Source organism: Williamsia sp. D3 (genome assembly GCF_000506245.1).
GTDB lineage: Bacteria > Actinomycetota > Actinomycetes > Mycobacteriales > Mycobacteriaceae > Williamsia > Williamsia muralis.
In genome coordinates, this window is sequence record NZ_AYTE01000014.1 from 38,818 (window position 1) to 63,658 (window position 24,841).

The following is a 24,841-nucleotide window of genomic DNA, read 5'->3' on the forward strand; positions in this document are numbered from 1 at the left end:
CTCAGAGTCGATGGGCGCGGTACACGTGCGTCCGGTAGGGCAACACGATGACACCGTCGCCGTCGGCCACATCATCCGCCAGCTCCTGCACCCCCGCCAGGATCCGGGTGCGTTCGGCCTCGGCTTCGGTGATGACATGGCTGCGCGACGCTGCCATCGCAACAAGCTGTTCCGATGTCATCCGACGCTCCCAGTCGAAGGCCTTGTGTTCCAACGAACCGAAGTGCGTTCGTAACCGGGGTCCTCCCCTGGCCACGAACAATTCTGCAGCGCTGGCAGACATGATGTCGGTGAGCGCGGCCACCCACGGAACCGACTCGTCCCGGATATTCCACACCAGGCCGATCCGCCCACCGGGCTGCAGTACCCGGGCGGCTTCGGCGGTCGCCGGCTCGGGCTGCACCCAGTGCCAGGCCTGGCCATAGGTCAGGACATCGGCCACCGAGTCGTCGAGTGTCGTCTGCTCGGCAGTGCCCGATACCGAGTGCACCGTCGGCAATGCCGAGGACAACGCGTCGAGCATCACCCGATCGGGCTCCACCGCGATCACCGTCCGTCCCGGCGACAGGAGCGACGCGGTGAGTTTGCCTGTGCCGGCACCGATGTCGACGACCACTCGGGCGTCGGACGGAACGAGATGGGCGATTGCAGCTTCCGGATAGTCCGGCCGGCCCTTGCTGTACGACGCTGCTTCGCGACCGAACGACGTGGCCATCCGCGCTTGCCTGTGAGGGTCGGTCATTGCCACGACGTCCTGTCCCTGGTTTCACTCACCACCACGTACGGGGCCGCGAAGGTCACCGAGCCGTCGGCGTGCGCGAGGTCACCGAACACGTCCCGAAAACCGTTGACAACCTGCTGACCTCGTTCGTCGTCGATCATCGACAGCAGGTTGACGTGCACCGGGGACTCGCTGGTCACCAGATGCATCGCCTCGTCCACGGAACCGAACTGCCACAGATGGTCGCGCTCGTCCACCACAACATCGATGAAGCCATCGACGAGTCTCTGTTCGATGCTGCCGGGTCGGCCCACGATTCGGGCGACACGTCACCGAACTGCGGCGCCGGCGACGGGCCGAGCACGTCGGCGATCGGTGCGAACAGCGGTTGGTCCGGCGCCGATGCCCAGGCGGTGTACGCGAATGTCCCGCCGGGCTCCAGCAATCTGCGGACCTCGGTGATCTGAGGTTCGGGCTGCACGAAGATGATGCCCACGCTGGAGAGCACCACGTCGGCCGGTGGCAGTCCGGTCGCGCTCGCGTCCGCACACACCCAGCGGATGTCGAGACCCGAGCGTGCCGCTTCCACCTCTGCTTCTTCGAGCAGTTCGACGGTCAGGTCGACCCCCGTGACCTGAGCCCCTTCACGGGCGCAGAGCAGTGCCGCGCTGCCGGTTCCGCAGGCGAGGTCGTAGACGACCGCACCCACCAAGGGCGTACGACGACCGGTGACGGCCACCAGGTCCTCGGCGAGTGGGACGAGGTGATCTGCCACCGTCCGGTACCGACCCCGAGCCCATGGCGTGCTCATGAGCCGAGATGGACGCAGACCGCCAACACACCCTTCTCGTCGGCGACGACCTTCCCGTCGACCTTGATCGAGCACGTCACGTCATTGCCGTCGATCGAAAATGCACTGAGCTGCAACGTATCCGGCGCGCGGTCGATGGTCTTGGTCCACGGTGTGCGGGGATCGGACTCGGTCTTCTCGCCGTCACGATCGCTGTACAGGATCAGCATCGCCGACCCGGTCACCTCGTACTCGACCGTTCCCGATGTCGAACCCGTGGTGGTGGTTTCCGTGGTGGTGGTGTCGTCGGTTTCCCGGGTGGTTGTCGTCTCCGTGGTCGACGTTGCCGAGGTGGACGTCGCCGATGGCGAGTCGTTGTCGGAATCTCCCATCAGAGCCAGGGCCGCGAACGCTCCGCCGGCGACCACGATCAGTGCGACCACCACGCCCAGGATGATCAGCAGGGTTTTCTTGCTGCCCCCGTCGTCGGGCCCGTTCGGGGGACCGCCGTAGCCGCCTCCGTACGGAGGCTCTCCGTATGGAGGCCCGCCACCATAAGGGTTGTTGCCGTAGGGATTGTTCGGGTCGTACGGCTCCCCATACGCAGGCTGACCTTGGGGACCATAGGCGGGCGGTCCATACGCCGGTTCGCCGTATTGGGGATCGCCGTATTGGGGAGTCGGGCCGGACCCGTACGCGGGCATCTGGCTGGTACCGCTCGGGCCCTGACCCGGCTGATCCGAGGGTTGACCCCAGTACGGCTGTTGCGGTTGCCGAGGATCCTGGCCGCCCCAGTACGGCTCATCCGGCTTGTTGGGATCGTTGCCATATCCGGGCCCCATACGTTTTGCTCCTCAGGTCGACCTTCAGGAGTCAAAGACTACCGGCGCGGCGTACGCAGACCTAGAAATCGTTTCCCTATACACGCGCCCGGCAAACGGTACGATCAAAGCGCTTCGCGGGCGTCGAAAAGCACCGCGTCTCATCCAACGCGATGGAGTTCAAATGTCGAACGAACGTGGATTGATCGCTCCCGCATACACCGGCCGACTCGCTGTCGAGGGTGTCCCGGCACTGAGAATTCCGGACGACTCGATGGAGCCGGAAATCGCGTACCGCTTCATTCACGATGAATTGATGCTCGACGGCAATTCGCGCCTCAATCTGGCTACATTTGTGACCACTTGGATGGACCCGCAGGCCGAGCGATTGATGGCCGAGACGTTCGACAAGAACATGATCGACAAAGACGAATATCCGCTGACCGCAGCCATCGAGTCTCGGTGCGTGAGCATGGTCGCCGACCTGTTCCACGCTCCCGGACTCGACCCAGAGGACGCATCGACGGCCACCGGCGCCTCCACCATCGGCTCATCGGAGGCCGTGATGCTCGGCGGGCTCGCCCTCAAATGGCGCTGGCGCGAGAAGAAGACGGGTGGCACACCGAACCTCGTCCTCGGCAGCAACGTTCAAGTGGTCTGGGAGAAGTTCTGCCGTTATTTCGAGGTCGAACCGCGCTATCTGCCGATGGAGGAGGGTCGCTACGTCATCACCCCTGAGCAGGTGACCGAGGCGGTGGACGAGAACACGATCGGCGTCGTGGTGATCGCAGGTACCACGTACACAGGCGAACTCGAGCCCGTGAAAGAGGTCGCCGCCGCCCTGGACAAGCTCGCGGCCGATGGCGGCCCGGACATCCCGATCCACGTCGACGCGGCCAGTGGCGGTTTTGTACTGCCGTTCCTGCATCCCGATGTCGAGTGGGACTTCCGGGTGCCGCGCGTGGTTTCGATCAACGTCAGCGGCCACAAATACGGACTCACTTATCCCGGAGTCGGTTTCGTGGTCTGGCGGGGCAAAGAGGACCTCGCCGAAGACCTGGTGTTCCGCGTCAATTATCTCGGCGGCGACATGCCCACCTTCACCCTCAACTTCTCGCGCCCCGGCAACCAGGTCATCGGCCAGTACTACAACTTCCTGCGGCTCGGGCGCGCCGGCTACACCGACATCATGAAAGCGTTGTCGAGCACGGCCCAATGGTTCGCCGGGCAGATCGCCGAAGAAGAAGAGATCACGGTCCTGACCGACGGTTCGGCCATCCCTGTCGTGACTTTCAAGCTCAATGATCCCTGCCCGTTCACGGTCTTCGACATCTCTCATGGACTCCGGGTGTACGGCTGGCAGGTACCGGCCTACACGATGCCCGACGACGCCACGGACGTCGCCGTTCTCAGGGTCGTGGTGAGGGAGGGGTTCTCGCGTGACATGGCCCGCGTCCTGCATCAGCACCTCGTCGAGGTGATGGACGGACTACGCAAGATACAGGCCGGCGGCCATTTGAAAACCCAGCATTTTGCTCACTGATTCCTGTCCCTGACTTTTGTGGCCTGGGTCACCATTGCCACGGGGCAACTCCACCGCAAGCGGCGGGATGGGCGGCGATTGCACCATTGTCCGCCGGGCCGGTGACCACCCTCCCGACGATTGATACGAGTACTTTTTGCCCTTCGGTCGTTAATTCCGCATGTTCTTTTATTAACTCACCAGCAATTACTCATTGACCTGCGACAAGTAGGCGTGTCTCGTGCGACGGTCAGGGCAGTTGGCCAAGTGGCCAGCTGTCCAACCCCTCCAGGGAGAACAAAATGCATTTGTCGACATGCCCACCGATCACCACCCAAAAGCAGAGCGGTTTCGCAGCACGGGGGTTCGGAGCATGAAGGATCCGAAGCTGATGCTGAGTGTTGCCAATGCCATCGAGGAGCGCGCCGACTGGACCCGCACCATCCAAGGTGTCTCCATCGGCATGTGGTTTGCCGTCGCGGTCCGTCCCGGCGCGTGCGGGTCACTCCTCAGCGGTATGGCCGCGATGTACTTTCCGGAGACCGAAGTGTTCGGCGACCCGGGTAAGGCGTTCTACGCCGCGGTGCAGGAGGCCCTGGTGATGAGTTGACCAGCAGCCGGCCGTGCGGTCGCCTCGGTGAGGAATGTGTTGCCTGATCGCCGACCATCGCGCCGCTGACTCTCGCAGATGGCATGGACCACGACGAGGTGGTCCGATGTCATCCTCGAACTCCGTCCCCGCAGCATCACCTGGGACCGGAGACGGTGACGCACGGCCGAAACTAGACCGAGCACCCAGGCGCAGGTGCCAGATCGCCCAAAATCTCTTAGGCTGACTCATCACCACACGTTGAGGAGAATGCTGATGGTCGACAAGGGCAGGAAGTCGACTGCATCCGACATCCCTCTGTCGGACGCCGACGAGTCCGCAGGCGAAGCGATCGCTGAGGCGGTCACCGCGGTCCACCTCGACGACCACCGCTTCGAGATCCCGAGTCAGTTGGCCACAGAGATCTTCGACCAACTCGACGCGTCCATCGACACCACCCGCGCCGTCATGCTCACGCTGAGCGACGATGCGTGCATCATGATCGCGCCCGACGACCCGATGGTCATCTTCGTCCAACGCGATGTGGTCGACACCGGTGCGTGATTCGCCGACGGGTGGTCACCAGAGGTTCTGGGTACAGGGCCGATATGACCCCAGCAGCGAGCACAGCGGACCAGTACTTCGACGTTCTGGTCATCGGCGGCGGTAACGCCGGGATCAGTGCCGCGGCCCGGCTGATCAAGAAGGGCATCACCGACGTCGCTGTCATCGAGCCGCAGAGGGTCCACACCTATCGGCCACTGCTGTCGTATGTGGGTGGCGGTCAGGCGACGTTGAACGACGCCGAACGAACCCAGCGATCGGTGACCCCCGAGCAGTGCACATGGGTTCAGGACACAGCCATCTCGGTTGATGCGCCGTCGCAGACGGTGCTGTGTGCGTCAGGCCGTACCTACCGTTACCGAGACCTGGTTCTCGGGCCCGGGCTCGTCCCGGATGCTGACGCACTACCCGGTGTCGACGCGGCCCTCGAATCCTCTGCTGTTGCCAGCAATTACGTGGACCGGGCCGAGGAGACATGGGAGTTGGTCAAGTCCATGCCCGCTCGCGGACGGGCCGTGTTCACCGTGCCTCGCGCGCCGGTGAGCTGTACCGGCACCACGCTCAAACCACTCTTCTTGGCTGCAGCCCACTGGCAGAAGACCGGCCGACTGCCCGGGGTCGACATCTCCCTGGTGGTCGACCGTCCCGAGTTGCTGGGTGTGCCCGACCTCGACGGCCGGCTGTACAGCCTTCTAGCCGACCTCGACGTGCGGGTGTTGCGCACTACAGCGGTCACCGAGCTCGATCCCGAGGGCCGGCAGATATCGGTGACGGGGGCCACCGGGTCGGTCGAACGACTGCCCTACGACATGCTTCACCTGGTCCCGCCGTTCCGTGGGCCCTTGTGGGTCGAGTTGTCAGGACTTTCCGGCGCCGATCCCCGGGGTCTTGTCGACATCGACCCCCACACGTTCCGTCATCACAAGTACCCCGACATCTGGGCTGCAGGAGACGGGGCCGCGGTGGCCACTGACCCGTCCGGCGGTGCGCTGCGCCGTCAGATCGCGATCCTCGTCGACAACCTGATCGCTGCCCGCGAGGGAAAAGCGTTGGCGGAGTACGACGGATACACGGTCGCGCCCGTCGCCATCGACGGGCACAGGCTGATCGCCGGTGAGTTCGACCGGGCCGGCACCGTCGAGTCATCGTTACCGTCGTTTGTCGACCCGCTCAAACCACGACGATCGGCATGGGCCTTCGACCGCTACGGACTGCCACAGATGTACTGGAACCTGATTCTCAAGGGTCGGCTCTGAGGTCGGGACCGGCTGCGGTGCCGACCATTCGGAGCGACACCGGATCAGAGGTCGGGCAACGTCCACCAGCTGCCGAGTTCTTCATCAAAGGAATCCGGCGAATACCGGCCGAGCCCACTCATCGGATATGCGGTGGTCTCGCCGAACCACACGTGGCCGTCGACGTCGTACAGATCGACGCGCAGGAAATCGAATCCCTGCGCGATGCGTTCGGCGATCGCGATCATCTCCGACAGATGGGGCGGCGCAGGCACCAGCGGGAGGTCCTCCGCCCCGGGATGCGTTGCGACCCGATTCCACGAGGTGTCGTAATACGAGGCCCGCGGATCCGCGACTCGGTCGGAGACCACCAGCACGTATCGCGCGACGCCTGCGAAGACGAAGAACTTGTAGTCCGAGGGGAGGACATCGGATGTACCGATCCGCTCTTCGACCAGGATTCGCGGCGTGGCCCGGCTGTACCCCCACTCGCCCATCAGCTGCCAGTTCTCGTTGTCGAGCCACCCGTCGGTCCGGGCGAGCAGGTCGTCGAGGTCGGGACGTCCATGGCCCACGATGATCTTGCCGAACCGGTGTGCCGGCTTGAGGATCCACCGATCGGGCAGATCGACCGAGCCCAGGTCCCGCAGATCGGTTCCCGCCCAGAGGGTCCGCGGAACCCTCACAGAATCTCCGGCGGCGGCAGACGCCAGTTCTTTCATGGCCAACTTGTCGCACGTGGGAGCCAGCAACTCGCGGCGGTCGTGGCGCACTCGCCAGTTGACCTTGTCGGTGAAACGTTGCGGATTCCGCAGACGCGGCAGGCGTCGGTGAAGGGCACCATAGAACAGAATTCGTCTCGGTGTCAGTGGAATTCGCATGATCGCGGCGAGCGCGACCCGCGCTACGGTGGTGTCAGACATCGGCATCAGACTAGCCCCCTATGGCGGAAGAGGATTACTTTGCAGGACATCACGATCCGGGATTGGTTCGAGAGCTGGCGTCAACTGATCGTCGACGTCGACTACGACAAGGCCCGCACGATGTTCGCCCCCGACGTCGTCGGCTTCGGCACCTACATGCGACTGGTCCGAGGCATCGACGAGTTGGAGAACGAGCAATGGCGTTCCATATGGGGCCGTATCGCCGAGTTCCGTTTCGACCTGGATTCGATGGTGACGGGCACGTCTGATGACAAACTCACCGGTTGGGGGCTGTGCCTGTGGACCTCTACCGGTTACGCCGAGAACGGGACGCCGTTCGAACGGCCGGGCCGCTCGACGGTCTTGCTGACCCGATCAGACGTCGACCAACCGTGGCAGGCGATACACACTCATCTTTCACTGGTTCCCGGCACACCGCCGCGCACCTTCGGACCACCGCCCGCCGGCTGAGCCCACTCGAAACCGTTGCGCCGCATGTTCCTCGGTACCCGCTCAACCCCGCAGCGGCCGCCCGCTCACCGTGGGTGGGGTCTTCGCAGCGGGCGTCCAGCTGGTTGCCAGGTTGTCGATCAAGACTGATGTCACCCGGTTCGACGATTGAACCGGATCGACCGAGGAGGCAACATGACACAGCGCAGGCAACGTGATTCGACACCGACCTACGAGGGTCGCCGACTGCCCCGGCCTGCCGACGAGGTGGTCGACCAGGGGTTGGCTTTCGACGTGGATACGTTGTTCAGTCGGCGCAGGATGCTGGCGGTGTTCGGATTGGGTGCAGCCACCGTCGGATTGGCGGCGTGCGGAGGGTCGAGCAACTCGAACTCGGCCACCAGCTCCGCGACGACGGCTGCATCGACCACAACAAGCACCGGGTCATCGACGGCACTGACCGAAATTCCTGACGAGACAGCAGGCCCCTATCCGGGGGACGGGTCCAACGGACCGACGTACTCGAACAGAGCGGCATCGTCCGCACCGACATCCGCTCGAGTTTCGGCGACTTCAGCGGGACTGCGACGGGGTTCCGATGACCTTGCAGCTGACGGTCTCCGACCTCGCCAACGGAGGTGTCCCACTGGAGGGCGCCGCTGTGTACGTGTGGCATTGCACGCGTGAAGGTGGATACTCCCTGTACTCGGACGGGGTCACCGACCAGAACTTCCTGCGCGGCGTCCAGATTGCCGATGCCGCCGGAAAGGTCGAGTTCATCAGCATCTTTCCCGCTTGTTACAGCGGCCGCTGGCCTCACATCCATTTCGAGGTCTATCCCGACCAGAACAGCATCACCGATTCCACCAATGCCATCTCCACCTCGCAGGTCGCGCTTCCACAGGACGTGTGCGACGCGGTCTACGCGACTGCGGGGTACGAGGATTCCGTGGCCAACCTCGCCCGGGTCGGCCTCGACAGCGACAACGTCTTCGGTGACGATTCCGGTGCCGCCCAACTGGCCTCGGTGACCGGCGACGTCACCGGCGGTTACACGGTTGCCCTGGCCGTGGGGGTCGACGCCACCACCGAACCCGCGGGTGGCCAGATGCCCGGGGGCGGTGCCCCACCCGGCGGAATGCCGAACGGTGGCCCGACGGGCTAGCTCGTGCGTCCGTCCACCAGCGCATCACGAAGCTGCAGGACTGCCGCCTTGACCCAGATGTTGGCCCCGAACCCGCCGTGGCTGTTGAGGTAACTGGCGCAGAGCTCGGGCATCGTCGGTGCGTACACAGCCAGCTGTGCGTTCACTGCGGCATGCAACGTCGCCGAACTCACCGTCGCCGAGGCCGGACAGTGCCGGTCGATGAGGGCCATGTACTCGGTGAGCATCTCTGGCGTCACGGTGCCCGGCTGCTCGCCGGACGCGGCCGATGACACTTCTTCGGGTAGTTCAGCCAGCATGATCAGCGCCAACGGATTGTCCGCCACTATGGGCGCACGATGCTGGGTCATACGTTCAGTGTGCACGTGTCCACTCGAAATGCATATCGATTCGCGGGGGCAGACATGGTGGGCGACGCGGGCCGCCTTGCCGTGTCAGCGATTCTTAGGCAGTGTTGGGGCATGAGCGAAAACACGAAGGTCACAGTCGAACGCACCATCGATGCGCCCGTCGACGCAGTTTTCGACGTTCTCTCCAACCCCGAGCGGCACCAAGAGCTCGATGGTTCGGGGTTCATCCGCGGCGTGGACCACGCCGATCGGATCCAGCAGGTCGGCGAGGTGTTCACCATGAACATGCAGGGCGACCACATGGGCGGCGAGTACAAGACCGACAACCACGTCTCCGGTTACGCGAAAGACAAATTGCTGGCATGGAAGACCGCACCCGCCGGTACGGAACCTCCCGGCTGGGAGTGGTTGTGGGAGTTGGAGTCTCAGGGTCCCAACGAAACGCTGGTCCGGCACACGTACGACTGGTCCAAGGTCACCGACAAGAAGCTCCTCGAGCAGGTGAAGTTCCCGCTCGTCACCGAGGACCAGTTGTCCGACACCCTTGCGCGACTGGCCGCAGCGACTGCTTCCTGACCTGAGGCGTCGGCCGATGCGTATTGCTGCCGGCGCAGCGCAGTCGGTCGGGTGAGATGAGCTTTGACCAACGACAGGTTCTCTCGTGCAACGTCCAGACGTCACGGTCCGACGAGGTGAGTCCTCGACCACCCGATGGCAGATGGTGACAGGCCGGCCCGGGCGTCATCTGCGAGGCGTGGTGGACAGTTACGTCGAGTTCCTCGAGTACTCGGTGGCGCCGGTGAGCCGCCGCGAGATTCCCGGGCCCGCCACCGTGCTGATCATCGAGCTGGGGTCCGCGGTGCACGCGGCAGGCGCTACCGAGACCGGGTCTTTGCGTCGGGTCAGAGCCTTCGTCGGCTGCCCTGGCCGCGGCCCGGCGCTGACGTGGCATCAAGGGGCCCAACACTGTGTCGAGGTGCGCCTCTGCTTGCCAGGCGCCTATCAACTGTTCGGCACGATGGGCGATTTCGGGGGCCGCATCGTCGATCTCGACAGCGTGCTGCACATCTCGGCCGATCGTCTCGTCGAACAGCTCGTCGCAGAGCCGGATGCCGGCGCCCGGTTCGGCGTCTTGGACCAGATGTTGGGAGATGCGATGGCATCCGGCCCATCTCCCGATCCGGAGGTGCTCCACGTCTGGAACCGTCTACAGACCACCTCGGGCAGCGTGCAGATCGGTGAGCTGCTCGCGGAAACCGGATGGAGTCGATCCCGCCTGGCCACACGATTCCGTGCGCAGACCGGTCTCACCCCGAAAGCCGCTGCCTCGATCGTGCGGCTGGATCGAGCCGCACAACAACTCATGGCCCAGCCGACTGCCTCGCTGTCGTCGATGGCCTTGTCGTGCGGCTATTTCGACCAGGCCCATTTCAACCGGGATTTCAAGAACTTCGCGGCGTGCACTCCTCTGGAGTGGCAACGCACTCAACTAGCCGATTTGTTCTGAGCCGACGTCCATTCGGATGGCGGCGGTGTCCACTATGCCGGCCGACATTTGTACAAGACGCGTATCTCGCTGCGGCATAACGTGGCCGACGACCGCATTTCACCGCGACGTTGGAGCTCACATGCCTGCCGGACCCACTCACTTCGAACTCGGCGTCGACGACGCCGAACGCGCAAAAGTCTTCTACAGCAAGCTGTTCGGATGGACCTTCCATCCCACGGGTGAGGGACGGGAAGGCTGGATAGAGACCGGCGGTGTGCCCGGAGGTTTACACGAGAACGACCCGAATCCCGGTGTGGTTGTGTACTTCAGCGTTCCCGACCTCGACCACGCGCTGACGACCGCAGGTGAACTCGGCGGTCGACCGGGTCGACCCAGTGCCGAGGAGCCCGGGTTTGGCCGGTTCGCGGAGTGCATCGACGACCAGGACACACGTTTCGGACTGCACCAGCCACCCAGCGCGGGGACGCCAGGGGCAGCGGGACCTGCCAGATAGGTCCACAGGCCACGAAGTCGCGAGTACAACTATCCTGACCGGATGCACACCGACTCGGATGTCGCCGCTGCGATGACAAGAGAGCCGGCGACCAGGGAAGCGATTGCTGCGGCGATCCGCGACGACGTTCTCGATGGAAAGCTGCAACCGGGCGACCGTCTCCCGGAACCCATGCTCGCCGAACGATTCGGGGTGTCTCGGGTACCGGTCCGAGAGGCGCTGTCGCAGTTGCAGAGCGAAGGATTCGTCAACCTCGAGCGCTACAAGGGAGCGACCGTGTCAGGCGCGTCACGGGCCGACGCTATCGAGTTGATGCAGGTCCGTCGAGGTCTGGAGGTGTTCGGTGCCCGACTGGCTGCCGAGCGCAGCGGTGGTGAGTTCGCTGCCGAACTGCGTCTCGTCATCGAGTCGGGAACACAGGCCGAGCGGTTGAAGCATCATGATCAGGTCCCTCCCCTGGTGCTTCGCTTCCACACGCTGATGGCCGAGGCTTCCGGGAACCACGAACTGGCCCGCACTCTCGAACACACGCTGCGGCGCATCGCGTGGGTCTTCGACCGCGACGTGGAGAGCAGGGCCGACGGATGCTGGCGTGACCACACGGCGATTGCCGGTGCCGTTCTGGACGGCTCCCCCTTTCAGGCGGGCTATCTGATGGATGAGCACGTGAAGAAAGACGAAGATCTGGTTCGACGACTGATCAAGTAGCACTTCGTATACGAACTATCGCCCGTTAACTCGATTGTAATGGTTGATAACGGCCGTGACACACAGAACGTATACGAATTGTTCATGCGAAACTTCCTACCCACCCCGTCGCGAAGGCCGAGCATGTCCGGCCTGTGGCGCACGGGAGCCTTCGGCGCTCAGCATGTGATCGTCATGTACACGGGGTGCGTCACCGTTCCCCTCGTCTTCGGTGCCGCACTCGGATTGGACCAACGCACCATCGGACTGTTGGTCAACGCCGACCTGCTGATCGCCGGCATCGTCACCATCATCCAGGCCGCCGGCATCGGCAACATCCTGGGTGCGCGGATGCCGGTCGTGGCAGGTGCCTCGTTCACAGCCGTCACCCCGATGATCCTCATCGGGCAGGAATACGGCCTGAATGCGGTGTACGGGTCGATGATCGGTGCCGGGATCTTCGCTCTCCTCATGGCGGTGCCGTTCTCCAAGCTGTTGCGGTTCTTTCCTCCGGTCGTGCGCGGTGCAGCGGTGACGATGATCGGGTTGTCGCTCATCGGTAAAGCAGTGTCGATGATCTTCGACGACGGTCCGGCCGACGGTGAACGACTGTCGCTGGCTTTGGGCATCATCATCGTCGTGGTCGCCTTGATGCGCTACGGCCGCGGATTCATCAGGCAGGCAGCCGTTCTCACCGCTCTGGTCCTCGGAACCATCGCGGCTGCGGCGATGTCGATGACGGACTTCTCCGGTGTGGGTGACGCAGCGTGGTTCGGGATCCCGCAACCCTTCTTCTTCGGCGCACCGACATTCCCCATCGCCGGGATCATCTCCATGAGCATCGTGATGATCGTGATCTTCATCGAGTCGACCGCCTACATGATGGCGATCTCCGAGACCACTGGCATCGACGCGGACCCTCCGCGTATCGCCCGCGGTCTGGCCGCCGACGGCGCGTCCGCAGTACTCGCGGGAGTATGGACCTCGTTTCCCGACACCATCTTTGCGCAGAACGTCAGCCTCGTCCGGATCACCAAGATCGCGAGCCGTGCGGTCGTGGTGTTCGCCGGTGCGCTCCTGATCATCTTCGCGTTGATCCCCAAGCTCGGCGAGACGATCGCGAGCCTGCCGGGGGCAGTCATCGGTTCGGTCAGTCTGGTGATGTTCGCACTCGTCGCGGGCACCGGCATCAGCACCCTGTCGAAGGTGGACTACCGCAACAACGACAACCTGATGATCGTCTCGCTGGCTTTGGGCGCAGGGATGATCCCGGTGGTCTCCAAGGACATCTACACCGACTTCCCCGCCGAGGTGCAGATCATCTTCGGCAACGCCATCAGCAGCGCTGTGATCACCGCGTTTGTCCTCAACATCGTCTTCCATCACCTACCGCCACGACGACGTGGCGACAACACCCCGACCGCTGAACCGACGTCGAACAAGGAGGTCGTGGCATGACCGGAGTCCGCCTGCTCACCGCGCCCACCACGGGTCCCGACGACATCAGCGCCCTCGAGCTGTTGGCCGACAACGGATTCGGCACCGATGATGTGCTCGCCGTGGTCGGCAAGACCGAAGGCAACGGTTGCGTCAACGACTTCAGCCGCACGCTCGCCTCTGCGGTATGGGAACCCCACCTCAACGATGCTGCGGTGACCGTGTTCTCGGGAGGCACCGAAGGTGTCATCGCACCGCATGTGAACCTACTGGTGGCCGACGATCGGGTCGATCCCCGTCATCAGCGTGGTCTGGTCGCCGCCGCAGGAACCACCCCGGCAATCCCCCCGGCCGAGCTGGGGCGCGTTTCGCACATGGAGTCGGTCCGCGACACCGTGGCCAAGCTGGTCGCCGAACTCGGCATCGCAGGCGACGATGTGCACCTTGTCCTGGTCAAGTGTCCGCTGCTCACCTCCACCGACATCGCGGGACTGCGTGCCCTCGGCATCGAGCCGGTCAGCGACGACACCTATGAGTCGATGGCGCGTTCGCGCGCAGCGAGCTCGCTGGGAATCGCCCTGGCGCTCGACGAGATCGACATCGACACCGCACTGGCTGCTCTCGAGGGACGGCGCCACGCCTGGTCGAATCGGGCGTCGGCAAGTGCCGGAGCCGAACTGAAAACGTGCCACGTGCTGGTGGTCGGCGAGAGCGACAAGGCCGCGAACTCGTTGCGCGCCTTGCACACCGAGATGAAGGACGCCTACGACCTCGATTCGCTTCTCTCCGCTGCCGCTCTGGTGTCCGAGCGTGGCGGCCGTATTCGACAGCTGTTCGTCAAGGCCGAAGCCGATCCCTCCGGAACCATCCGCAACCTGCGGCACACGATGCTCACCGACTCTGACATCAACGCGACGCGCCACGCACGAGCTGCTGTCGGCGCCCTTGTCGCGGCCATCAAAGGCGACGGCTCGGTGTATGTCTCGGGCGGCGCCGAACATCAGGGACGACCCGGGGGCGGCAGCGTGACCGTCGTCTACGAAGTCGATCCACCCCAGATCACCCCATACGGCACCACTTCGGAAGGCACACCTCGATGACCACGCACCCCGTTGACGCTCATCCCTACGCCTGGCCCTACGACGGTGTTCTCGATGTCGGGCGCACCGCGCTGGTACTCATCGACTGGCAGGTCGACTTCTGCGGGCCCGGCGGATACGTCGATTCGATGGGTTACGACCTCTCGCTGACCCGTGCCGGCCTCGCGCCGACCGCCCAGGTACTCGCTGCGTGTCGCAACGCAGGAATGCTGGTGATCCACACCCGCGAAGGGCACCGCCCCGACTTGACCGACCTCCCGCAGAACAAGCGGTGGCGTTCGGAGCGCGCGGGCGCCGAGATCGGTTCGGTCGGACCGTGCGGACGCATCCTTGTGCGCGGCGAACCCGGGTGGGAGATCGTGCCGGAGGTCGCACCACTGCCCGGAGAACCGATCATCGACAAACCCGGCAAGGGCGCCTTTTACGCCACCGACCTGGACCTGATCTTGCGCAGTGCGGGTATCACGAACCTCATCCTCACCGGGATCACCACTGATGTCTGCGTCCACACCACCATGCGTGAGGCCAATGATCGTGGCTTCGAGTGCCTGGTGCTGTCGGATTGCACCGGCGCCACCGACCACGGCCACCATGTGGCGGCGCTGAGCATGATCGCGATGCAGGGTGGGGTGTTCGGCGCGACTGCCACCTCGGAGCAGTTGTTGTCGGCGCTGGGCCCGAGCGCATCGCTCGCCGCCTCATGACAACGCAGTCGCGAGCCGTCTTGCTGTGTGGCGTGGCCGTGGACCCGCCCGTATGGGAGCAGACATCCACAGTGTTGTCCGAGAGAGGGTTTCACGTCGTGATACCCCAGCGGCCCCGCTCCGGCGACCTGGCGGCCGAAGTCGAGTTCCTGGCACCGTTGTGTGACGACGCGGTGGTCTTCGGCGTCAGCGGCGGGGCGACATTGGGCTTGGAGTTGGCTGCCCGCGGTGTCACGATGACCGCGGCGGTCCTGCACGAACCGGCGGCCGGGTCACTGATGCCAGGATTGCTGGACCCGGTCGTCGCCGCGTTCGACGAACACGGGGTGCCGGGTTTCGGCCACGAGCTCTACGGTCCCGGGTGGGATCCTTCAATGACCACATCGAACTGGGAGACGGTTGCCCGAGAACTTGCCATGTTCCGACGATTCGAACCTCGCCCCCTCACGATCAATTCGTCTTCGGTCACCCTCACCGTCGGAGCCAAGTCACCGCGTGTGCGCCACGAGTCCGTCAACGCACTGGCGGGTGCCCTCGACCTGAAAGTGCGAGTTCTGCCCGGCACTTCTCACGCCGCTCACCTGGACAACGCCTTTGCGCCCCTGATCGAGGAGTTGGAGCCCATGGTTCATGTACACAGCGCTGGGAGTCGATGATGACCGAACGAGTGGACGCGTTCTTCAAGGCAGTGGACACACTCGATCGGTCCGAGATCTGGATCGACCTCCTCGCCCGAGAGGACGTGAGCAAGGCCGCGGAGACAGCGACGGGCCCGCTCGCCGGAATGCTGTTGGCAGTGAAGAACAACGTCGATGTCGCGGGACTGCCGACCACCGCCGGAGGCCCCTCATACGCCGCTGCGCCGGCGAGCGTTGACGCCGACGCGGTCGCACGCCTACGGGCTGCAGGGGCCACCGTCGTGGGGTCGACGAACATGGACCAGTTCGCCACCGGATTGGTCGGGCAGAGAAGCCCCTACGGAGGTGTCCGGGACGCGCGACGACCAGACCACATCGCGGGTGGTTCGAGCTCAGGATCGGCGGTGGCCGTCGCGCTCGGACTCGCCGACATCGCGATCGGTACCGACACAGCCGGTTCAGGCCGGGTACCGGCAGCGCTCGGAGGCATAGTCGGGATCAAACCCACCCTGGGCCTGGTCTCCACGCGAGGGCTGGTGCCCGCATGCCGATCGTGGGATGCGGTGACCATCATGGCCCGAGACCTCGAGACTGCCAACGCCGCCATGGGGTTCATGTCCGGAGGCGAGGGCACACGCGCTCTCCCACACGACATACCACTGGCCGCACCTCCCGTCCCGCGCATTGCGATACCGCGCGAGTTGCCGGCGATGTCCCCGGGCTGGAGTGAGGCCTTTGACCGAGTCGTGGACCGACTGCGCGCGGACGGTGTTGTTGTACAAGCAATTCCATTCGAACCATTTCTCGAGGCAGCACGCCTGCTCTACGAGGGTGGACTTGTCGCCGAACGCCACGCGGCTGTCGGCGCCTTCGTCGACACGCATCGCCATGCAGTGGACCCCACCGTCGGCCGCGTGATCTCGGCGGCGGGAACAGTGACGGCGTCTCAGATGGCGCGCGACCTGGAGCGGCTCGAGCGTCTGCGCGTCGAAAGCGTTGCGTTGCTGTCGGATTTCGACGCACTGCTGGTTCCGACCGTTCCAGGACATCCATCGATCGCAGCGGTCGACGACGACCCGATCGGCGTGAACTCGTGGCTCGGCACCTACACCAACTTCGCGAACCTGTTCGACCTGTGTGGTGTCGCCGTCCCCGCGGGAACCGCCGGGCCCGCCCAGTTCGGGGTCACTGTGCTGGCGGGCGCTTTCCACGATGCGGTCGCCCTCGACGTGGCCCGCCGAGTTGTCGAGACGCCAGAGCCGGTTGCAGCTGCGGGTGCAACACCGCCGTTGTCACAAGGGGCGCCGTGGATCGAATCCATCGGCGCATCGTGGTCGGACGTGTTCGTCGTCGGCGCACACCTACCAGGCCAGCCACTCGAGCACGAGATGACAAGCCGGGGAGCGCGATTCGTAGGCGCCGATCACACCGCCCCCACCTATGCTCTCTATGCCCTGCCGACCACGCCACCCAAACCGGGACTGGTGCGCACGATCGACGGCGGCAGTTCGATCACCGGAGGCGTCTGGCGGATGGCCCCGGCCGAACTGTCGTCGTTTCTCACCACATTGCCCGCGCCGATGATGCTGGGATCGGTGCAGCTCACCGGCGGACGGTCGATGATCGGATTCAGTTGCGAGCGTGCGGCTTTGTGCGACGCTACGGACATCACCCGGTTCGGTGGATGGCTCGCGTACCGGGCAGCGGAACCGGCAACCGCCAGTGCAACATCTCTGAGGAAGGCCTTGGCCGGATTGACGACGAACTGACGATCAGACCGCAAGCATGGCGGAAGCGACTCGGTCGGTGGCCGCATGTGGCAATGCGGTACCCATGTCGTCGAGCACCAGCAGTCGGGCGCCAGGGATTTCGGCAGCGAGGACCTCGCCGTTGCCGACGGGGAAGAACGGGTCCTGGAGACCGTGCACCACGAGGGTGGGCAGGTCGAGTCCACCGAGCCGCTCCCGCCATCGTGGGGCACAGTCGATGTGGGAGAACACCATCCCGAGCTGGTTCGCCTGTTGCACCGGCGGTTCGGTCGACGGAGTCCGATCCCAGATCCGCATCGCCGTGGACCGCGCCTCGGCTGGGTCGTTGCGCAATGACTCGGCACCCTTGGCCGCGAACGTCCCGACGGCCTCCCTGTCACTCCAATCCGGCATCGGGCGAGAGAACAGTTCGGCCATGACCGCTGCGTCGTGTTCGGGCAGATCCTCGTCTGCCGGACCCGGCGCCACCGGTCGGGTGCCGACGAGGGTCAACGCTGAGAACACATCGGGATGGTCGAGCGCGGCGACTTGAGCAACCATGCCCCCGACACCGATTCCGCCGAGATCTGCGCGTTTTCCCGAGCGCCCCTGCCAACGCGGCCGCGTCTGTGGCCAGATCCCGGAGGTTGTAGGCAGGGTTGTCCGGGTCGAGGGTGGTCGACGTCCCTGAGTCACGCAGGTCGTAGCGCACCACGTGCCGACCACCGGTTGCGAGGCGTTCACACAGTGCGTCCGGCCACGACAACATCGTGGTGCCGCCGACCAGGAGGATCAGCGGGTCGGCCTCGCGGCCGAAGCTCTCGACGCCGAGTTGTACACCGTTGGCCTGCACCGAGGTCATGCCGGCGCGCGTTGCACCTGTCATATCTGCATTCCTGCCTGTCGATGTACCCGGAGGGGTAGACCGCGGGTCAAGACAGAAGTCATCGGTTGCGCGACGGCCGGCCATCGGGTCAGCCCGCACCCCGATCGATCTGCAACCACCGCAGACACGCGGCCGGCTTCGAAGGAAGCTATATGCTGGGCTTCGTGTTCTTCATCTTTGGTTTCGGCACCAAGCAGAAACACCTCGGCCCGGGGCAAACCCGCACATGTCCTCACTGCCACAACACCACGCAGTGGGCACGTATCAGGCAGTACCAACAATTCACGTTGTTCTTCATCCCGATCGCGCGCTGGAAGCGGCGCCAATTCGAGCAATGTGGCATCTGCGGCACCGTCGCCGCGGTGTGAATGGTCAAATCCTTGTGCTCGAAGCAGTGATAGGCCAGCCGATCTCGGTTGTCCCGTCTCGTCCGGGAGTGCCGTCGAGGTAGGTTTCTCGCACCGGACCGGCCGCGCCGATACCGTGTTCGTTGACGTAAGCACCGAGGTCTGCGTACACCTCGCCGATGGTCGCATCGTTGCCCCGGTGCGTCGCCACCGCCAGCGTCGCGGCGGGCAGTGATTCCAGTACGACCCGGCCGCCTTCGGGCGGTGCACTCGCGGGCACAACCGGTTGATATAGGGCACATTCGCCGTGTTCGTCCAGGAACAACTCGGTCGACCACAGTCCACCGCGCGGCCCATCGGTGGGGATGCTCGATCGCGTGACAACGTCATCGAGGCCCGCGTTGGCACTTGTGAACCAAGCGCCCAGATCAGCCAGATCGATGGTGTCGCGGATGACCAACGCAGTCATGTTCGCGATGTCACGTCGTTCGATCCGCACCGGCTGTGTGCGGTCCGTCAACAATCGACGTAGCGACTTCACTGCGGACTGTGTGTGCGCCAGCCGTTCTTCCATACGCTGCAGATGGTCGGCGATGATGGCGTTCTTTGCCTCTTCGTCGGATGCCTGCAGCGCTCGGTGGATGTCCTCGACAGGCATGTCGAGCGAGCGGAGATGGTGAATGACCCGTGCATCCTCGATCTGTCCCCGACCGTAGTAGCGGTACTGGTTGTTCGGGTCCACGGCAGCGGGTTCGAGCAGGCCCACACGGTGATAGAACCTGAGCGCGGTTCACGGTGAACAAAGCGAAACAGACCAGTTCCTTGACGATCGAGCCGGCGACGAAAGGCTAGCCCGTCACCCTCGTCCACCAGCTGCTCTTGGCCGGCACCTCATCGGTGGCATCGAGCAGTTGGGTCGGCGTGGCGGGGTTCGGGCGGACGTGGTGGTCCGAAGTCCCGTTCATCGACCGCAAACAGATGACTTTGCAAGCTGCCGCACGGAACGAATCCGGCCGCCTCGGCGCCCGAAAAGACCTGCACTAGTCGCAGCCCTCTGAAAAGGATTCTCACTACATCTTGTGACTGCTGCCACATCGTGCTACTCATGTTACATAGAAACAGTCTGCGTATCACTGAACCAGTCGGGGTGAATGTGTGCACAACTGACAGAATTCCGCATTGGCGCGAAAACTAATCAGTACACAGGGGGATCAATGAACGCTCTTCAACCGTGGCATATCGTCCTCGTCGTTCTTGTTTTCTTGATTCTTTTCGGATCGAGAAAACTACCCGACGCCGCACGCGGACTCGGTCGCTCGATGCGAATCTTCAAGAGCGAGATCAGCGAGATGAACAACGACGACAAAACCGCCGGAGATCCTGCACAACCCAATTCGCATCCCGCCCTGAACAGCGGTGACGCCGTGAGGACAGGTACCGACCCGGAACACACCAGCCGAACGCAACGGCCCGCATAGATCACGAGTTCCCGGCCCAGAAACCTTATCAACTACGAAAGGAGAAACGTGCTGTCAACATTCTTTTACCTCATCGAAGTAATCGGAAACACTTTCGGCGTTATCGCGCAGGCTGTAGCAACCGGAAGCGCCGGATGAGCACGCCCGTATCGCAGGCCGCCACAGATATACGGCGGCCTGCGGTGCGGCCGCAGCCAGAATTACGAGGGCAGGAAATGTCTTCCGCTTTTGAACCCGTCTCGGTGAACACCCCGCCGCCACCGCCAGGCCGGTCGAAGACCGGAGAGCCAAGGATGTACGGCCCCGGCAACCCAGCCGCAGGCGGCCCGTGGAGATCGCTGATGGCCACGCGCCGCAATGTGGCCCACTGGTTGTTTCCCGGACGACTATCCGAGTGACCCTCCGTCCGTGAACCGCCCAGATAGCGGTGATGGTGGAACTTCCTGACTGAATGGCCCGCGCAGAGCGACGACGCGGGCGACCATGCCCGATCTCACAGCGCCATTTACCAACCAAGCACTTGCTAGGTATGGTGTCGAGGTGACTATCCCGAGCCCTCTCACCGCTTCCGAGCTTGGCGTCGACACCTCCCCGGTGGCGTACGAGACCGTGGGCGCTGTCGCGTACGTGACGTTGAACCGTCCCGACTATCGCAACGCGCAGAACTCGGTCATGACGTACTCCCTAGACGCGGCGTTCGTGCGCGCCGTCAACGATGCCGACGTCAAGGTCATCGTCCTGCGTGCAGCGGGCAAACACTTTTCCGCCGGTCACGACATCGGCACGCCTGAACGCGACTTCCACGTCGAATACCCGAACACCGCCACCCTGTATTGGGACCACACCGACCGCACCGGCGGTGACCAGCGCCTGGCCCGCGAAGTCGAGGTGTACATGGGGATGTGTCGCCGCTGGCGGGAGATCCCCAAACCCGTGATCGCACAGGTGCATGGTGCCTGCATCGCCGGCGGGATGATGCTGGCCTGGATCTGCGACTTCATCGTCGCCTCGGACGACGCGTTCTTCTCCGACCCGGTCGCCCGGATGGGCATCCCCGGGGTCGAGTACTTCGCCCACGCATTTGTGCTCGGCCCACGCCGCGCCAAGGAGATCCTCTTCACCGGCCAGCGGTTCGGAGCCAAGGAAGCTCTCGACTGGGGCATGGTCAACCACGTTGTCCCCCGCGACGAACTGGCCGCGAAGGTCGACGAGATCGCCGGGAACATCGCCGAGATGCCCCAGCTGGGACTCGCGCTGTGCAAGAAGGCCGTCAACATCTGTGAAGACCAGATGGGCATGCGAAACGCGATGGACTCGGTCTTCGGCTGGCACCACTTCGCACACAGCGCCAATGCCGAAGCGCCCGAGGGTGACCCCTTGGGCGGCATGGACGCCAAGTCGATGAAGTCCAGCGCTACCAAGCAGGAGTCCTGATGGATCTGCTCTTCGACGACGCGGCGAACACCTTTCGCGACGAGGTCCGGGGCTGGCTGTCCGAGAACGTCCCGGAAAAGCCGCTGCGCTCCATGGACAGCGCCGAAGGCTTCGAACAGCACCGACAGTGGGAGGCCACCATGGCCGATGCCCGCATGTCGGTGGTCAGCTGGCCCGAAGAGTTCGGTGGTCGCGACGCACCGCTGCTGCACTGGCTGATCTTCGAAGAAGAGTATTACCGCAGCGGGGCTCCGGGCCGGGTCAGCCAGAACGGCATCTTCCTGTTGGCACCAACGCTTTTCGAACATGCTCACCCTGATCAGCTGACACGGATCATGCCGCGGATGGCACGGGCCGACGACATCTGGGGTCAGGCATGGAGCGAACCCGAGGCCGGCAGCGACCTCGCGTCGCTGCGATCCACCGCAACTCGTACCGAAGGCGGCTGGCTGCTCAACGGTCAGAAGACCTGGAGCTCACGATCGAGCTTCGCGGACTGGGGTTTCGGCCTGTTCCGTTCCGACCCCGACTCGGTTCGGCACCGCGGGATCACCTACTTCATGTTCGATCTGCGCGCAGAGGGTGTCACCGTCCGGCCCATCAATCAGCTCGACGGCGAGCCAGGATTCGCAGAGCTGTTCCTGGAGAACGTCTTTGTTCCCGACGATCCCGATCAGCCCGGCGAGTCCGGAGTGATCGGCGAGGTGAACAACGGCTGGAAGGTGGCCATGAGCACCGCGGCCAACGAACGTGGACTCTCCCTCCGCTCCCCCGGCCGTTTCCTTGCCACCACCGACCGGCTGCTGAACCTGTGGCGCGACACCGCACCCGAGCTGCGCGCCGGGCTCGGTGACCGCGTGGCCGATGCGTGGATCGGTGCCCGCGCGTATGAGCTGTCCACGTTTGCCACCGTCAGCAGACTGGCCGAGGGCGGACAGCTGGGCATGGAATCATCGATAAACAAGGTGTTCTGGTCACAGTGGGACATCGCAACCCACGAGACAGCGTTGGATCTGTTGGGACCGGAATCCGAAGTTGCGCTCCGGCACCGGTCCGGCGACTGGACCGACGGGTACCTGTTCTCACTGTCGGGGCCGATTTATGCCGGTACCAACGAGATTCAGCGAAACGTGATCGCCGAACGACTGCTCGGACTTCCGCGAGGGGACCGCTAGATGAGATTTCTGCTGGAAGACGAGCACCGCGATCTCGCGTCGTCGATCGACGCCATGCTCGCCAAAAGTGATCTGCCCGCGGTGATTCGCGCGTGGAACACCGGTGACCTCGAACCAGGGCGCAAGGTGTGGTCGAAGCTGGCCGAGACTGGCGTCAACGCACTGCTGATCTCCGACGACAATGGCGGCATGGGCGCCGGCGCCGTCGAGATGGTCGTCGCGGTCGAGACACTCGGCCGTTACGGAGTGCCCGGGCCCGTTGTCGAAACTGTTGCTGCAGTGCCGGTTCTGCTTGCCGATGCCGCCGTGACCGAACCGTTGGCCGCATTGGCAGAAGGTGCACTGGCCACGCTGGCACTGCCTCCCGAGGTTCCTTTCGCCGTCGATGTGGAAGTCGCCGAACAGACCTATCTCGTCGACGGCTCGACCTTGAGCACCGGGGTGGGTACAGACCCGCGCCCGTCGGTGGATCTGGCCCGCACGCTCTCGGTCGTGCAGGCCAGCGAACGGCTGGCCGATGTCGATGCCTCCCGCGCATTCGACTTCGGTGCCCTGGCGACGGCGGCGCAGCTCATCGGCCTCGCGCAGACCATGCTCACCCTCACCAGCGAGTACGCGAAAAACGCGGAAGCAGTTCGGCAGGGAAATCGGTTCATTCCAGGCTGTGAAACACCATCTCGCCGATGTGGCGATCGCCGTCGAGATGGCACGGCCACTCGTGCACGGAGCAGCACTCACCCTGGAAGGACAAGTACCCGAACCACAATTCGCCTCGCGCGATGTGTCAGCTGCGAAAGTCGCCGCGGGAGAGGCCGCCTACCTCGCATCCCGAGTCGGCCTGCAGGTGCTCGGCGCAATCGGCTACACCCAAGAGCACGACCTGTCCCTGTACCTGACGAAGACACGAGCCCTGCTGTCGGCGTGGGGTACGCCGGCCGTTCACCGGTCCCGAGTTCTGGAGTCGATCAGCGCATGAGCATCTACTCCCCCGGAATCGACACCGAAGAGCAGTCCGCGTTACGTGATTCGGTTGCCGCGCTGCTACGCCGCAGTGGCGACTCCGCAAGCGTGCGAGCGGCGATGTCGTCGGAGAACAGGCACGACCAGGCTCTGTGGTCCACCCTGTGCGAACAGATCGGCGTCGCCGCACTGGCGATCCCGGAGCAGTTCGACGGTGTGGGCGCCACGCTCACCGAAACCCATGTGGTTCTCGAAGAACTGGGCAAACACCTCTCCCCTGTTCCGATGCTCGGTTCTGCGGTTCTCGCCACGCAGGCCCTGCTCCTCAGCAGAGACGACGAGGCCTGCGCACGTACCCTTCCTGACCTGGCATCGGGCGAGAAGGTGGCCGCACTGTGCTGGGCAGGCGAATCCGGCTGGAACGAACCCGGAGTGGAGGCGAGCAGCGGGATTCTCTCCGGTACGAGCCACTACGTGCTCGACGGCGAGTATGCCGACGTGTTGCTGGTCCTGGCCCGCTCGGGTGAGCACGTCACGCTGCATCAGGTGGATGCGAACGCCGACGGCATCACTCGAGTAGCCCGTCCCACCATGGACCCCACGAGGCCGCTGACAACCGTCACCTTCGAGGATGTCGATGCCATCGCCATCCCGACGGCCGAGAATCTGGTGGACAACCTCCGCGCGACCGCATTCGTCGCGATCAGCGCCGAACAGGTGGGGGCAGCTCGCGCAGCGCTCGACCTGACCGTCGAATACACGAAGTCGCGCAAACAGTTCGGTCGGGTCATCGGCTCGTTCCAGGCACTCAAGCACCGGATGGCCGACATGTACGCGCTCACCGAGACCGCGCATTCCATCTCCTACGCAGCCGTCGACGCACTCGTCAACGGAACCGACGAAGCGCTCGCGCTCGCCGACGCTGCCCGGGTGTACTGCTCGGACGCGTTCAACCACATTGCCTCCGAGACCATTCAGCTCCATGGCGGAATCGGCATCACGTGGGAGCACGACGCGCATCTGTACTTCAAGCGCGCACATGGGACCGCTCAGCTGATCGGTCAGCCGCACCATTCGCTGGGACGACTGGCACAAGCGGCCGGCCTTTGAGTTT

General features: G+C 64.2%; 26 protein-coding genes and 4 pseudogenes. 21 read left to right on the forward strand and 9 right to left on the reverse strand.

Annotated elements, in window-relative coordinates; all coding sequences use genetic code 11:
• Window position 1: 1 nt before the first annotated feature.
• Genes W823_RS39115 through W823_RS39125 form a run of 4 tightly spaced genes read right to left on the reverse strand, consistent with a single transcriptional unit; the run spans window position 2 to window position 2,353 of the window.
• Window positions 2–742, reverse strand: coding sequence for a class I SAM-dependent methyltransferase (locus tag W823_RS39115; protein WP_023956674.1), 741 nt, complete (start codon window positions 740–742; stop codon window positions 2–4).
• The gene (locus tag W823_RS56455; protein WP_161633988.1) at window positions 739–921 is read right to left on the reverse strand and encodes a hypothetical protein; all 183 of its coding nucleotides are present in this window, start codon (window positions 919–921) and stop codon (window positions 739–741) included. Before W823_RS56455 ends, W823_RS39115 begins: the two co-directional genes overlap by 4 nt.
• On the reverse strand, window positions 918–1,532 hold the full coding sequence (locus W823_RS39120; protein ID WP_081729686.1) for a class I SAM-dependent methyltransferase: 615 nt from the start codon (window positions 1,530–1,532) through the stop codon (window positions 918–920). Before W823_RS39120 ends, W823_RS56455 begins: the two co-directional genes overlap by 4 nt.
• Complete coding sequence (locus W823_RS39125; protein WP_023956676.1) at window positions 1,529–2,353, reverse strand: hypothetical protein; 825 nt, start codon at window positions 2,351–2,353, stop codon at window positions 1,529–1,531. The genes W823_RS39120 and W823_RS39125 overlap by 4 nt, the downstream gene beginning before the upstream one ends.
• Before the next feature lie 163 nt (window positions 2,354–2,516).
• Here W823_RS39125 and W823_RS39130 point away from each other — a divergent pair, with 163 nt between their 5' ends.
• From W823_RS39130 to W823_RS39145, 4 genes are all read left to right on the forward strand, one after another.
• The gene (locus W823_RS39130) at window positions 2,517–3,875 is read left to right on the forward strand and encodes a glutamate decarboxylase (protein ID WP_023956678.1); all 1,359 of its coding nucleotides are present in this window, start codon (window positions 2,517–2,519) and stop codon (window positions 3,873–3,875) included.
• A 352-nt stretch (window positions 3,876–4,227) separates the two neighbouring features.
• Complete coding sequence (locus W823_RS39135) at window positions 4,228–4,464, forward strand: hypothetical protein (protein ID WP_030168661.1); 237 nt, start codon at window positions 4,228–4,230, stop codon at window positions 4,462–4,464.
• 255 nt (window positions 4,465–4,719) lie between these two features.
• Window positions 4,720–5,007 (forward strand): hypothetical protein, encoded by a 288-nt coding sequence (locus W823_RS39140; RefSeq protein WP_152538024.1) that lies wholly within the window; start codon window positions 4,720–4,722, stop codon window positions 5,005–5,007.
• A 44-nt stretch (window positions 5,008–5,051) separates the two neighbouring features.
• Window positions 5,052–6,263 (forward strand): NAD(P)/FAD-dependent oxidoreductase, encoded by a 1,212-nt coding sequence (locus W823_RS39145; protein WP_023956685.1) that lies wholly within the window; start codon window positions 5,052–5,054, stop codon window positions 6,261–6,263.
• A gap of 44 nt (window positions 6,264–6,307) precedes the next feature.
• On the opposite strand, the gene W823_RS39150 is transcribed toward W823_RS39145, so the two are convergent.
• A complete protein-coding gene (locus W823_RS39150; RefSeq protein WP_235189473.1) occupies window positions 6,308–7,165 on the reverse strand; it encodes an ATP-grasp fold amidoligase family protein in 858 nt (285 codons plus the stop codon).
• 39 nt (window positions 7,166–7,204) lie between these two features.
• Here W823_RS39150 and W823_RS39155 point away from each other — a divergent pair, with 39 nt between their 5' ends.
• A complete protein-coding gene (locus tag W823_RS39155; protein WP_023956689.1) occupies window positions 7,205–7,636 on the forward strand; it encodes a nuclear transport factor 2 family protein in 432 nt (143 codons plus the stop codon).
• Window positions 7,637–7,810: 174 nt separating this feature from the next.
• Window positions 7,811–8,780, forward strand: a pseudogene (locus W823_RS39160) (intradiol ring-cleavage dioxygenase).
• Here the strand turns inward: W823_RS39160 and W823_RS39165 are convergent.
• A complete protein-coding gene (locus W823_RS39165; protein WP_152538025.1) occupies window positions 8,777–9,130 on the reverse strand; it encodes a hypothetical protein in 354 nt (117 codons plus the stop codon). The pseudogene W823_RS39160 and the gene W823_RS39165 sit on opposite strands and share 4 nt — an antisense overlap.
• A gap of 111 nt (window positions 9,131–9,241) precedes the next feature.
• Between W823_RS39165 and W823_RS39170 the strand changes: the two genes are divergently transcribed.
• The 9 genes from W823_RS39170 to atzF all read left to right on the forward strand — a co-directional run bounded on the left by W823_RS39170 (window position 9,242) and on the right by atzF (window position 17,468).
• A complete protein-coding gene (locus W823_RS39170; RefSeq protein WP_023956693.1) occupies window positions 9,242–9,706 on the forward strand; it encodes an SRPBCC domain-containing protein in 465 nt (154 codons plus the stop codon).
• An 85-nt stretch (window positions 9,707–9,791) separates the two neighbouring features.
• Complete coding sequence (locus W823_RS39175) at window positions 9,792–10,637, forward strand: helix-turn-helix domain-containing protein (RefSeq protein WP_051406443.1); 846 nt, start codon at window positions 9,792–9,794, stop codon at window positions 10,635–10,637.
• Window positions 10,638–10,758: 121 nt separating this feature from the next.
• Window positions 10,759–11,133 (forward strand): VOC family protein, encoded by a 375-nt coding sequence (locus W823_RS39180; RefSeq protein ID WP_023956695.1) that lies wholly within the window; start codon window positions 10,759–10,761, stop codon window positions 11,131–11,133.
• A gap of 42 nt (window positions 11,134–11,175) precedes the next feature.
• Window positions 11,176–11,841 carry a GntR family transcriptional regulator gene (locus W823_RS39185; RefSeq protein ID WP_023956697.1) on the forward strand — a complete coding sequence of 222 codons (666 nt, stop codon included), beginning with the start codon at window positions 11,176–11,178 and terminating at the stop codon, window positions 11,839–11,841.
• A gap of 123 nt (window positions 11,842–11,964) precedes the next feature.
• Window positions 11,965–13,278 (forward strand): nucleobase:cation symporter-2 family protein, encoded by a 1,314-nt coding sequence (locus W823_RS39190; RefSeq protein WP_152538026.1) that lies wholly within the window; start codon window positions 11,965–11,967, stop codon window positions 13,276–13,278.
• On the forward strand, window positions 13,275–14,357 hold the full coding sequence (locus tag W823_RS39195; protein WP_023956701.1) for a ring-opening amidohydrolase: 1,083 nt from the start codon (window positions 13,275–13,277) through the stop codon (window positions 14,355–14,357). Before W823_RS39190 ends, W823_RS39195 begins: the two co-directional genes overlap by 4 nt.
• Window positions 14,354–15,061, forward strand: a complete 708-nt coding sequence (locus W823_RS39200; protein WP_023956703.1) for a cysteine hydrolase family protein — start codon at window positions 14,354–14,356, stop codon at window positions 15,059–15,061. The genes W823_RS39195 and W823_RS39200 overlap by 4 nt, the downstream gene beginning before the upstream one ends.
• The gene (locus W823_RS39205) at window positions 15,058–15,717 is read left to right on the forward strand and encodes an alpha/beta fold hydrolase (RefSeq protein ID WP_051406444.1); all 660 of its coding nucleotides are present in this window, start codon (window positions 15,058–15,060) and stop codon (window positions 15,715–15,717) included. Before W823_RS39200 ends, W823_RS39205 begins: the two co-directional genes overlap by 4 nt.
• The gene (gene atzF / locus W823_RS39210; RefSeq protein ID WP_038252800.1) at window positions 15,717–17,468 is read left to right on the forward strand and encodes an allophanate hydrolase; all 1,752 of its coding nucleotides are present in this window, start codon (window positions 15,717–15,719) and stop codon (window positions 17,466–17,468) included. Before W823_RS39205 ends, atzF begins: the two co-directional genes overlap by 1 nt.
• Window positions 17,469–17,471: 3 nt before the next feature.
• Here atzF and W823_RS39215 read toward each other — a convergent pair.
• Window positions 17,472–18,309 (reverse strand): annotated as a pseudogene (locus W823_RS39215) (alpha/beta fold hydrolase).
• 176 nt (window positions 18,310–18,485) lie between these two features.
• On the opposite strand from W823_RS39215, the gene W823_RS39220 reads away from it, so the two are divergent.
• Entirely contained in the window at window positions 18,486–18,701 is a 216-nt protein-coding gene (locus tag W823_RS39220; protein WP_023956709.1) for a zinc-ribbon domain-containing protein, read from the forward strand.
• 4 nt (window positions 18,702–18,705) lie between these two features.
• On the opposite strand, the gene W823_RS59240 is transcribed toward W823_RS39220, so the two are convergent.
• Window positions 18,706–19,338 carry a GyrI-like domain-containing protein gene (locus tag W823_RS59240; RefSeq protein ID WP_369792600.1) on the reverse strand — a complete coding sequence of 211 codons (633 nt, stop codon included), beginning with the start codon at window positions 19,336–19,338 and terminating at the stop codon, window positions 18,706–18,708.
• Window positions 19,315–19,455, reverse strand: a pseudogene (locus W823_RS59245) (MerR family transcriptional regulator); the annotation flags it as partial. The pseudogene W823_RS59245 and the gene W823_RS59240, both read right to left, overlap by 24 nt.
• A 439-nt stretch (window positions 19,456–19,894) precedes the next feature.
• Here W823_RS59245 and tatA point away from each other — a divergent pair.
• From tatA to W823_RS0128620, 5 genes and pseudogenes are all read left to right on the forward strand, one after another.
• Entirely contained in the window at window positions 19,895–20,158 is a 264-nt protein-coding gene (gene tatA / locus W823_RS39230) for a Sec-independent protein translocase subunit TatA (RefSeq protein WP_023956716.1), read from the forward strand.
• A 483-nt stretch (window positions 20,159–20,641) separates the two neighbouring features.
• Entirely contained in the window at window positions 20,642–21,592 is a 951-nt protein-coding gene (locus W823_RS39235; protein WP_081729687.1) for an enoyl-CoA hydratase, read from the forward strand.
• A complete protein-coding gene (locus W823_RS39240; RefSeq protein WP_023956720.1) occupies window positions 21,592–22,767 on the forward strand; it encodes an acyl-CoA dehydrogenase family protein in 1,176 nt (391 codons plus the stop codon). The genes W823_RS39235 and W823_RS39240 overlap by 1 nt, the downstream gene beginning before the upstream one ends.
• Window positions 22,768–23,743, forward strand: a pseudogene (locus W823_RS57185) (acyl-CoA dehydrogenase family protein).
• On the forward strand, window positions 23,740–24,837 hold the full coding sequence (locus tag W823_RS0128620) for an acyl-CoA dehydrogenase family protein (protein WP_031331872.1): 1,098 nt from the start codon (window positions 23,740–23,742) through the stop codon (window positions 24,835–24,837). Before W823_RS57185 ends, W823_RS0128620 begins: the two are co-directional and overlap by 4 nt.
• The last annotated feature ends 4 nt before the right edge of the window (window positions 24,838–24,841 follow it).